We start from the raw sequence: 10,481 nt of genomic DNA on the forward strand, positions 1-10,481 counted from the left end.
CGGAGAACGAGAGACGGGGAAGAGGTCAAGTTATCGCTTTAAAAATCTATTATCCCTAGGAGGATGAGAATTATGTTTACCCCACTCCGAACCGTTGCCGTTCTTGGTGCAGGTGTGATGGGCAGTCAGATCGCCGCCCACCTTGCCAATGTTGGTCTCACCGTTCATTTACTCGATCTGCCTGCAAGTTCGGGTCGCAAAAACGAGCTAGTGGAATCTGCTTATAAGAAAGCTCTGAAACTATCGCCACCGATTTGCTTTACTGAGAAAACCTCGCGGCGCGTCATTCTCGGCAATTTTGAAGAACATTTCGATCGCTTGGCAACGGTAGATTGGGTGGTGGAAGCAATTGTAGAACATCTACCCACCAAACAAGCCTTGATGGCACGATTAGAGTCTGTCGTGCATCCCGATGCGATTATTTCTACGAACACTAGCGGCTTACCCATTCACGCGATCGCCAAGGGACGAACCAAATCTTTTCGCAGACGCTTTTTAGGAACGCATTTTTTCAACCCGCCACGCTATCTCAAATTACTCGAGCTAATTCCCACGGAAGACACTGACGCGCAGGTGTTGGCAAGAATGCAATGGTTTGGGGAGTTACATTTAGGCAAGGGTATTGTGATTGCCAAAGACACGCCAAATTTCATTGCCAATCGGATTGGCATGTATGCCACGCTTCTCTCTGTAAAGGCATGGACTGAGCAAAATTACACGATCGCCGAGATTGATGCCTTAACGGGGACATTGGTGGGCAGACCCAAATCAGCCACCTTCCGCACTGCCGATCTGATCGGGCTGGACACCCTCACCTACGTCGCCGACCATCTTTATCCTGCTATCCCCAACGATGAGAGTCGCGAGATCTTTCAAGTGCCCGAGGTGATGCGAAAACTGGTCGCTACGGGAACCTTGGGTGCAAAAACAGGACAGGGTTTCTATAAAAAGCAGAAGTCCGAAATTCTTGCGCTCAATCCTGAAACCTTGACATACGAAGCTACCGATTCTACGGATTCTCTGGAGATTGCAGCGATTGCGAAATTGCCCAAGTTGTCCGATCGCCTGATGGCGCTCTATCGCGATCCTGGTCGGGCGGGTGAATTTTTCCGTCAAACTACGTTGGAAATCTTGGCTTACAGTGCCCGTAGGATTCCTGAAATTGCCGATAGTCCCCTCGGTATCGATCGCGCCCTGTGCTGGGGTTTTGGCTGGGAATTAGGATCCTTTGAACTTTGGGAAACGCTGGGCTTTGAAACGGTCTTGTCGGATATGCGATCGGCGAATATACCGATACCTACATGGATAGAAATCCTAGACTCCGAGGGCGGTAAGCGTTTTTACCAAGAAGATATCCATCAGGATCTGGAAGTCTATCGGCATGGACAGGGCTACGCTAAGGTTCCATTCCTAAAGGATGCGATCGATCTAGACGCGCTAAAATTGGAACCTAAACTGACCCTGTGGCAAAATTCTGAAGCCGCACTGCTAGATCTGGGCGATGGTGTGTTGCTGTACGAATTTCGCTCTAAGGGCAATACGCTCAGTTTTAAGGTAATCGAGGGGCTATCGGAATCCCTAGACATTTTGGTGTCAGGTAACTATAAAGGCATGGCGATCGGCAATGGTAGCGATCATTTCTCGGGTGGGGCGAATCTGCTGGAAATGGTCACAGCCGCTCAATCGGGCAATCTTGGTGTCTTGGAAAAACTGATTGTGGATTTCCAAAATCTCCTCCATCGCATTTACTACGCCCCCAAACCGATTGTTGCCGCTATTCAAGGGCGGGTGCTTGGGGGAGCTTGCGAACTCGTGCTGGCTTGCCCCCATGTGGTTGCCGCCGCAGAGACCTATATTGGGTTGGTGGAAGTCAGTGTCGGTCTGATTCCGGGTGCAGGTGGAATTCTCCGTACGGTCAAGCGTGCGGTCGCACGTTCGGCATCAGAAACACCGAGTCACATTCAGCCGTTAATTTCGCGCGTGTTTGAAACGATCGCTATGGCAAAGGTTTCTTCTAGCGCCCACGAAGCAAGGGAAATGGGCTACTTGCCTGACAATGCCAAGATTCTCATGAATGGCGATCGCCGTTTAGCTGTGGCAAAAGCGGAAATCCTCCATTTGGATCGCCTTGGTTACCTGCCACCGATTGAGAACAATCACATCATGGTGCTAGGTCGTCCTGGTAGGGCAGTCTTGGAACATACCGCCTATCTCTTCCAACAGGGCAGATATGCCAGCGAATACGATCGCTATCTTGCCAATCGCCTCGCCTATGTGATGACTGGTGGCGAACTCTCTACTCCTGCTCTAGTTTCAGAACAGTATCTCCTGCAATTGGAACGCGAAACCTTTTTGCCACTATTGGAGCAACCCAAGACGCAGGAACGTATTGCCCACATTCTAAAAACGAAAAAGCCACTGAGAAATTAAGAACCTCTCCCCCAGCCCCTCTCCTGCAAGGAGAGGGGAGTTTGGCTCCCCCTTCCCTTTAAGGGAAGGGGGCAGGGGGGATAGGTCAATCCGATCTTGATTACGGAGATTGAAAACAATGAAAGCTATGAATGAAACATATATTGTCAGTAGCGTGCGCACCGCAGTGGGTAAAGCACCTCGCGGTACGCTGAGAAACATGCGTCCCGACGATCTGGGCGCGATCGCTTTGCAAGGAGCACTGCAAAAAGTTCCCGATCTTCCCACGGACAGCATCGACGATGCCATCTTTGGTTGTGCTTTTCCTGAAGCAGAGCAGGGATTTAATATGGCAAGGGTGATTGCAAGGCTGGCTGGACTTCCCGATACGGTGGCAGGGGCTACGGTCAATCGCTTTTGTGCTTCGGGTTTGCAAGCGATCGCGATGGCATCGCAGGCGATCGCCACAGGACAGGCTGAGGTTATGGTTGCAGGTGGGGCAGAGTCCATGAGTCTGATTCCCATGGGCGGTCATGTGATGCTGCCCAACCCAGTCCTGATGGAAAATATACCCACCGTGTATAGCGCCATGGGGCATACTGCCGAGAATGTGGCGGAACAGTATCGCATTTCCCGCGCCGATCAAGATGCTTTTGCCCTGCGCTCTCACGAACGTGCGATCGCGGCAATGCGATCGGGAAAACTCAAGGATGAAATCATTCCCGTCACTGTGCGCGAAACGCTGTATGTGGATGGTAAACCTGAGACGAGTGAAATCGTACTATCCACAGATGAAGGAGCGCGTTCCGATACTAGTTTAGAAGCCTTAGCGAATCTACCTCCAGCTTTTCGTTTGGGGGGTAGTATCACTGCTGGCAATACTTCGCAAATGTCTGATGGTGCGGCGGTTTCGATTCTTGTAAGTCAGAGGAAATTGCAGGAACTGGGACTGCAACCCCTCGGTCGCATGTTGGGATTTGCGGTCGCAGGCGTGCCGCCTGAAATTATGGGCATTGGGCCGATTCTCGCTGTTCCTAAGGTACTCCATCAAGTCGGTCTCGCCTTGGCGGATATTGGCTTGATCGAACTAAACGAAGCCTTTGCCGTGCAAGCCTTAGCCGTGATTCGCAAGTTGGGCTTGGATGAGGATATCGTCAATGTCAATGGGGGTGCGATCGCCTTGGGACATCCCCTAGGCTGCACGGGAGCCAAACTCACAGCTACGCTCCTGCATGAAATGAGACGACGTAGCGTTCGTTACGGACTGGTGACGATGTGTGTGGGCGGTGGTATGGGAGCCGCTGCTATCTTTGAGAACTTAATGCTTTAGGAGAACCAGATCGTGATTACTTTACCTCTTGCAATTACCTTGCCATTGTTATTCGCCGCCCTCTTGCTGTTGGGGTACATGGGTGCATCCCTATGGCAGTGGTCGCTCTACGGCGCGATCGCGCTTTTACTGCTCAACGCACCTGTTTGGATTTTGGGAATCTTTGGCATTCTTGCGCTTGTCTTCAATCTGCCATTCTTGCGGCGATATGTTGTCACAACCCCAATCATGAACGCGATTCGGACGCTCAAACTTTTGCCCAGTATTTCAGCAACGGAACAGGTTGCGATCGAGTCAGGCACGGTGTGGATTGAGGGCGAATTCTTTTCAGGAAATCCTAGCTTCCAACGCATCCATAGCGAACCCTATCCCACCCTAGATCCTGAGGTTCAGTCTTTTCTGGATATTAAGGTAGAAAAAGCCTGTGCCATGGCAACGGATTGGGAAATTCATCGTCGCAAAGATATGCCTCCAGCCCTATGGGACTATCTCAAACAAGAGCGATTTTTGGGCATGACGATTCCAAAATCCTATGGTGGCTTGGGCTTCTCCAGTCTTGCCTATAGTGCGGTGATGATGAAGTTAGCCTCCCGTTCTTTTATCCACACTGCCACGGTGGGCGTGACCAATTCCCTTGGGCCTGCCAAATTGCTGCTCAACTATGGCACAGCCGCCCAGAAAGACTACTATTTGCCCCGATTGGCAAAGGGTGAAGAAATTCCCTGTTTTGCCCTGACGGAACCTAGTGCGGGTTCCGATGCTGCCAGCATTACCGCTAAGGGTATGGTATTCAAAGCAGAAGATGGCAATCTATACATTCGTCTGAACTTCCGCAAACGCTATATCACTTTGGGGGCGATCGCCACCCTACTCGGACTTGCTTTCAAACTTTACGATCCCGATAATCTCTTGGGCAAGGGTGAAGATGTAGGAATCACCTGCGCTCTGATTCCCAGTAATACCGCAGGCGTGATTTTAGGCAAGCGTCACGACCCCATGGGTGTGCCCTTCTATAACTCCCCCATCGAAGGCGCGAACGTTATAGTTCCAATCACGCAAATTATTGGTGGCGTGGAACAGGCAGGTCGCGGTTGGCAAATGCTGGTGCAAACCCTTGCTGCAGGTCGGGGAATTAGCTTCCCCGCTACCTGTACGGGCGTAGCCAAGTTCGTGACGCGGGTAACAGGAGCCTATGCTGCCGTGCGCCGACAATTTGGCTTGCCGATCGGACGTTTTGAGGGTGTAGAAGAACCCTTAGCCAGAATTGGCGGTCTGACCTATCTCATGGAGGCAGCGCGTGTCTATACCTGTGCGGCAGTCGATCGCGGTGAGAAACCTGCGGTGGCAGCGGCGATCGCCAAATATCAATTTACCGAACTCGCCAGAAAAATCGTCAATGACGGCATGGATACGCTCGGTGGTGCGGGTATTTGTCGCGGCCCTCGCAACTTGCTTGCGAATCTCTACACTGCCATGCCCATACCAATTACGGTTGAGGGTTCCAATATTCTCACCCGCACGATGATGATTTTCGGACAGGGCGCGATTCGTTGCCACCCCTATATTTATCAAGAAATTGATGCCCTACAAAAACAAGATGCGATCGCTCTAGATCTGCTTTTATGGAATCATCTTGGTTTCACGGTCAGGAATGGATTCCGCAGCCTACTCTTGAGCCTGTCGCGCGGTTATCTTGCCCGTAGTTGGGATTCTATGGAAACAGCAGTGGGTCTTCCGAAGGAAATCGCTCGTTATTATCAGAAACTAACTTGGGCATCGGCAACCTTCGCTTTCCTTACCGATTGTGCCTTCTTGCTCTTTGGTGGTAGTTTAAAACGTCACGAGAAACTCACAGGACGCTTTGCCGATCTGCTCTCTTGGCTGTATTTAGGTAGCGCTACCCTACGACGATTTGCTGCCGAGGGTCAGAGGTCAGAAGATCTTCCCTTTGTCCATTGGGCAATGCAATATAGCTTGGCACAAATCCAGTTGGCATTAGAAGGAATTCTCGATAATTTGCCTTTGCCTGCGGTAATTCGCGTCCCTCTCCTCGGTGGGTGCCGTTTGAATCCCATCGGTAGCTTGCCTGCCGATGCCCTTGGCAGTCAAATTGCCAAAAGCATCCAAACCTTTGGCAGCGATCGCGATCGCCTCACGTTTGGCATCTATATTCCCACCGACTCCAACGAGGCATTAGGTCGTTTGGAAAATGCCTTTAGCCTCAGCGATCGCGCTGAAATGGTCTTCCAAAAACTGAAACTAGCCACGCGATCGGGACAGATTCTGAATATTAAACTGGATAGCCATTTGGAGCAAGCGATCGCGCTAGCTTTAAGCGCCAATATTATTTCTGAAGCTGAGGCGAATCTTCTCCGAGAAGCCGAAGTAGCCCGTAATGATGCGATTCAGGTCGATGCGTTTAGTTTGGATGAATATATGCAAGGGACGAAAGTTGCCAACTATGAGAAACATGAGAAATTTGATCCTCCCAATGCGATCGTGACGAATTCACTGCCAACTGCTTTGGCTTGCCTCTAAGAGCATGTTTGGGAAATTTTTACCCCCTCTAGCTCCCCCTTGCAAAGGGGGAGGATTTAAGTTTTCCCCCTTGTAAAGCGAGGATTAAGGGGGGTAAAAGTAGAAGTTTAGAGGATAGTGGGTGAGATAGGAGTCGAACCTATGTTAACCACGATAACCCTCACTCTTCGTCTGCAAAAATCTGTGATTTAAGCAGCTAGGCATGAACAAGGGATTTCTCACCCAGAGATATGAAACCGTTTTCAATTTATTTCAAGAAACCAGACAAATAGTAATACGCATACTACATATATTACAAGCGCCTGCCCCAAAATTTTTCTAAGTTGCAGTAAATTAGAGAATCCCGCAGCTTGCATGAAACAGGGGTGTGGGATTTTTAAATCAATCAAAATCTTCATGTGGGCTTGTCATGTGGCTATATATTCTGAAGCGATCGCTAGGGGTAGTTCCCGTTCTACTGGGGATTACGCTATTGGTATTTTGCTTGCTACATTTGATTCCTGGCGATCCTGCGGTGGTTTTGTTGGGCGAACGCGCCACCCCAGACCAAGTGGCATCCCTGCGCCAGCAACTGGGCTTGAATGCGCCGCTTCCTTTGCAATACCTAGCCTTTCTCACCCGTCTGGTGCAGTTTGATTTGGGGCAGAGCATCATCAGTGGCATTCCCATCATCGCAGAACTGAGAAACCGCGTGCCTGCAACGGTGGAACTATCTGTCGCTGCGACGACTGTGGCGATCGCGATCGGAATGCCCTTCGGGATTTTGGCAGCAGTTCGCAAAAATAGCTGGATCGATCGCTTGATGATGACAGGCTCGTTAATTGGGGTCTCTCTCCCGATCTATTGGTTGGGACTACTGCTGGTTTATCTCTTTGCCGTAAATTTACGCTGGCTGCCCCCGAGCGGACGCTTGAGCACCAATCTTGAAATGAACTTCCAACCGATTACGGGCTTTTACGTATTAGATGGGTTGCTGCGCTTAGACTTCACCATATTTCGCGATGCGATCGCCCATCTCATCCTCCCCGCTTTGACTCTGGGCACAATTCCCTTAGCGATTATTGGGCGCATGACCCGCAGTGCCATGCTAGAAGTACTATCGCAAGATTACATTCGCACTGCTAAAGCCAAGGGATTGAGCGATCGCCTCGTGATTTTACGCCATGCTTTACGCAATGCTCTGCTGCCGATTGTGACGGTAATTGGCTTGCAGTTCGGCACGCTGCTGGGTGGCGCGATTCTCACCGAAACTATCTTTGCTTGGAATGGAATTGGTTCGTGGGTTTACGATGGCATCTTGGCGAGGGATTATCCCGTCGTTCAGGGTGCAGTGATTGTGATTGCTTCAGCCTTTGTGATCGTGAATCTGCTCGTGGATATTTCCTACAGCTTTTTAGATCCGCGAATTCGCCTGTAGAATGGGTGGACGACCTGCGATCGCAAATATCATGACTGCGCCACTCCATCCCTATCAAAATCAGTCACAGAATCAGCTACAAAATAGGTTCTTAACCCGATTTCTCAAATCCCGTGCGGGTGCGATTGGTTTGCTGCTGACGATCTCCCTGCTGCTCGTGGCAATTCTATTTCCCTTCATTCATCCCTACGACCCTGCGATCGATCGGGACTATCTGGCACGGCTGGCAGCTCCGAGCCTCAAGCATCCCTTTGGTACGGATGGTTTGGGCAGAGATATTCTCGTTTTAGTTCTCTATGGCATTCGCACCTCTCTGCTGATTGGGACTGTGGCAGTGAGTTTGGGCTGTGCGATCGGAACCCTAGTGGGACTGTTGGCAGGCTATGTGCAGGGATGGCTAGATTTAGCGATCGGCTGGGTGACAGATATTCTCTTGGCATTTCCTTCGATTTTGCTGGCGATCGCGATCGTTACGGTGACAAGTCCCAATCTCCAAACGGTAATAATTGCTGTAGGAATTGTACAAATTCCCATTTATATTCGCTTAGCGCGAGGTATGGTTCTCTCTCTGAAGCCGCAGCAATTCGTACTCGCTTCTCAATCGCTAGGAGCTTCGTCGATGCGCCTGCTATTTCGTCATATTTTCCCCATGAGTTTGCCGCCCCTAGTGGTGCAAGCAACCCTATCAATTGGAACTGCCACCCTAGAAGCCGCAGGTTTAGGATTTTTGGGCTTAGGCGTTCAACCTCCCACACCCGAACTCGGCATGATGTTGGCCGATGCCTTTAAGGGCGGCTATTCGCTCTCTGCACCTTGGACGATGCTTTTTCCCGGCTTATTGATTACGATAACCGTGCTGGCATTTAACCTACTCGGTGATGGCTTGAGAGATAGCCTCGATCCGCGATCGGATACTTAATCATGTCTAAACTTAAAATCGGATTCAAATACCTGTTGGCGCTCTTTTACGTTCTGGCAGGAACGAATCATTTTCTTAATTCTGGCTTTTATTTAAAAATGATGCCACCCTATCTGCCGCTGCATTTAGAGTTGATCTATCTGAGCGGATTATGTGAAATTGCCTTGGGAATTATGGTTCTGATTCCAAGACTGACGAGCCTTGCAGGTTGGGGACTGATCGCTCTATTATTCGCCGTTTTTCCCGCCAATATTCAGATGGCACTTCATCCCGAGGTATTCCCCGAAATTAGCGCGATCGCTCTGTGGATCCGTTTACCCCTGCAATTTCTGCTGATCGCTTGGGCCTATTGGGCAACCAGACCCGATCCCGTGGTGAATTAAAAGCGAATCTAGAAGCGAACCTACAAGCCGATCCACGCAAACCCTAGGCGGGATGGTAGTAAAAAGCCACACCCAAAATGAAATAGGTGGCAATCAGTAACGTGCCATCGAGCCAATTGGAACGCCCACCAAAACCGATCAGGTTCGCTACGATCACCGCGATCGTGAGAGAAGACACCTCAAAGGTATTGAAATTAAGATCGAGGGGTTGCCCGATCGCTTGACCGACAAACACCAAGACAGGCGCGATAAATAACGCCACCAGTAGGCTATCTCCTGTAGTCGTGGCTACGGTTAAATCCATCTTGTTTTTGAGGGATAGCCTGATCACGGTAACGTAACCTGCCATATCCCCCACAAACGGTAGCAAAACCACACCCGTAAACAGAGGGGTCAGGGCTAGCTGTGCAGTTTCTGCCTCGACCACACCGACAAATAGTTCCGATTCGATCGCGATCGCAATCGTGGAAATGAGCAGGACGATTACCCAAAACGCCACCTTGGGGGCATGAGCATGTTCTTCAGCAGATTCCGTTTCTGCCTCGGCTAACCCGACTTCGTAGAGATAGCTGTGGGTTTTGAGCGAAAACAGCAAGGTGAGCCCATAAACGAGAATTAATACAGCCGCTGTAATCGTGGAAAGATTCCGAATTGCCGAGGCATCGACAATATTTGAGGTGGAAATCACTAGGGTTGGTAAGGCGATCGCCACCACAGCCAACAACATCGACAACCCATTCACGCGCATCCAAATTGACTGAAAGCTCTGCTCTTTATAGCGCAAACCACCCGCCACCATAGCGATTCCCAACAAAAGCAATAGATCGCAGAGAATGCTGCCCGTAATGCTGGCTCTGACAATATCGATTAAGCCTGCCCTCAAGGCAGTGAGTGCCACAATGAGCTGGGTGGCATTACCAAATACGGCATTCACCAGTCCCCCAATCGATGGCCCCATCACCACGGCAATCTTTTCGGTGGCTGTACTCAACCAAATCGATACGGCAATAATCGCCAAGGCAGAGGTAAAGAAAACCGCAGTGTCGCCCCATGCTAGCTGGTCAGCCGCGATCGAAATCGGTACGAAAACGAGTGGGACTAAGGGGATCAATTTTCTCATGGGCATAAATTAATCCTTTGTCCTGTCTAGATGCGATCGCAATTTCCTCATTCTCACGGGTAAGTCCTATTAAACCAATCAAAGCGCTACTGAACATCTTAGCGAGGATTGGTATAGGAAACAGAAAATTGTGGCAAAGCTAAGAAATATCACAAGTGAGGCTAATTAATTGTTTTGTCGTTCAGCATAGTTTGAGTCAAGCAAACTAAATTATGGATATATGGAATAGAAACCATGGTCGAGCAAGTTAAACAAGAGATATTGGCAGCATTTGCAGTTTTGGAAATACCCAAGGCTGAAGATTTAATCAAACGCCAATTCAAGGATGAAATGCAACGCCTAGAGATCTTTGCGTAAAGGGACTC

Annotated in this window: 8 protein-coding genes; 7 read left to right on the forward strand and 1 reads right to left on the reverse strand. The window is 49.9% G+C overall.

Annotated features, from left to right (window positions below; all coding sequences use genetic code 11):
• Positions 1–72: 72 nt before the first annotated feature.
• The 6 genes from V2H45_RS13435 (at position 73) to V2H45_RS13460 (ending at position 8,996) form a co-directional block, all read left to right on the forward strand.
• On the forward strand, positions 73–2,430 hold the full coding sequence (locus V2H45_RS13435) for a 3-hydroxyacyl-CoA dehydrogenase/enoyl-CoA hydratase family protein (protein ID WP_330484154.1): 2,358 nt from the start codon (positions 73–75) through the stop codon (positions 2,428–2,430).
• 127 nt (positions 2,431–2,557) lie between these two features.
• Entirely contained in the window at positions 2,558–3,739 is a 1,182-nt protein-coding gene (locus tag V2H45_RS13440; protein ID WP_330484155.1) for an acetyl-CoA C-acyltransferase, read from the forward strand.
• A 78-nt stretch (positions 3,740–3,817) separates the two neighbouring features.
• Positions 3,818–6,277 (forward strand): acyl-CoA dehydrogenase, encoded by a 2,460-nt coding sequence (locus V2H45_RS13445; protein ID WP_408648778.1) that lies wholly within the window; start codon positions 3,818–3,820, stop codon positions 6,275–6,277.
• A gap of 409 nt (positions 6,278–6,686) precedes the next feature.
• Positions 6,687–7,694, forward strand: a complete 1,008-nt coding sequence (locus V2H45_RS13450) for an ABC transporter permease (protein WP_330484157.1) — start codon at positions 6,687–6,689, stop codon at positions 7,692–7,694.
• 31 nt (positions 7,695–7,725) lie between these two features.
• Positions 7,726–8,613, forward strand: a complete 888-nt coding sequence (locus tag V2H45_RS13455; protein ID WP_408648779.1) for an ABC transporter permease — start codon at positions 7,726–7,728, stop codon at positions 8,611–8,613.
• Between the two features lie 2 nt (positions 8,614–8,615).
• A complete protein-coding gene (locus tag V2H45_RS13460) occupies positions 8,616–8,996 on the forward strand; it encodes a DoxX family protein (protein WP_330484159.1) in 381 nt (126 codons plus the stop codon).
• Between the two features lie 43 nt (positions 8,997–9,039).
• Here V2H45_RS13460 and cax read toward each other — a convergent pair whose 3' ends face one another.
• Positions 9,040–10,122: a calcium/proton exchanger gene (cax, locus tag V2H45_RS13465; protein ID WP_330484160.1), complete on the reverse strand. Its 1,083-nt coding sequence runs from the start codon at positions 10,120–10,122 to the stop codon at positions 9,040–9,042.
• Between the two features lie 228 nt (positions 10,123–10,350).
• Here cax and V2H45_RS13470 point away from each other — a divergent pair, with 228 nt between their 5' ends.
• A complete protein-coding gene (locus V2H45_RS13470; protein ID WP_330484161.1) occupies positions 10,351–10,473 on the forward strand; it encodes a hypothetical protein in 123 nt (40 codons plus the stop codon).
• Positions 10,474–10,481 lie beyond the last annotated feature (8 nt).

Origin of the sequence: Tumidithrix elongata BACA0141 (assembly GCF_036349135.1) — a bacterium.
Lineage (GTDB): Bacteria > Cyanobacteriota > Cyanobacteriia > Pseudanabaenales > Pseudanabaenaceae > Tumidithrix > Tumidithrix elongata.

Bases quoted from the DNA above. Each gene is read 5' to 3' on its own strand.
- V2H45_RS13460 (WP_330484159.1), top strand. From the start codon at position 8,616: ATGTCTAAACTTAAAATCGGATTCAAATACCTGTTGGCGCTCTTTTAC.
- V2H45_RS13440 (WP_330484155.1), top strand. From the start codon at position 2,558: ATGAATGAAACATATATTGTCAGTAGCGTGCGCACCGCAGTGGGTAAA.
- V2H45_RS13455 (WP_408648779.1), top strand. From the start codon at position 7,726: ATGACTGCGCCACTCCATCCCTATCAAAATCAGTCACAGAATCAGCTA.
- V2H45_RS13450 (WP_330484157.1), top strand. From the start codon at position 6,687: ATGTGGCTATATATTCTGAAGCGATCGCTAGGGGTAGTTCCCGTTCTA.
- V2H45_RS13435 (WP_330484154.1), top strand. From the start codon at position 73: ATGTTTACCCCACTCCGAACCGTTGCCGTTCTTGGTGCAGGTGTGATG.
- cax (WP_330484160.1), bottom strand. From the start codon at position 10,122: ATGCCCATGAGAAAATTGATCCCCTTAGTCCCACTCGTTTTCGTACCG.
- V2H45_RS13445 (WP_408648778.1), top strand. From the start codon at position 3,818: ATGGGTGCATCCCTATGGCAGTGGTCGCTCTACGGCGCGATCGCGCTT.
- V2H45_RS13470 (WP_330484161.1), top strand. From the start codon at position 10,351: ATGGTCGAGCAAGTTAAACAAGAGATATTGGCAGCATTTGCAGTTTTG.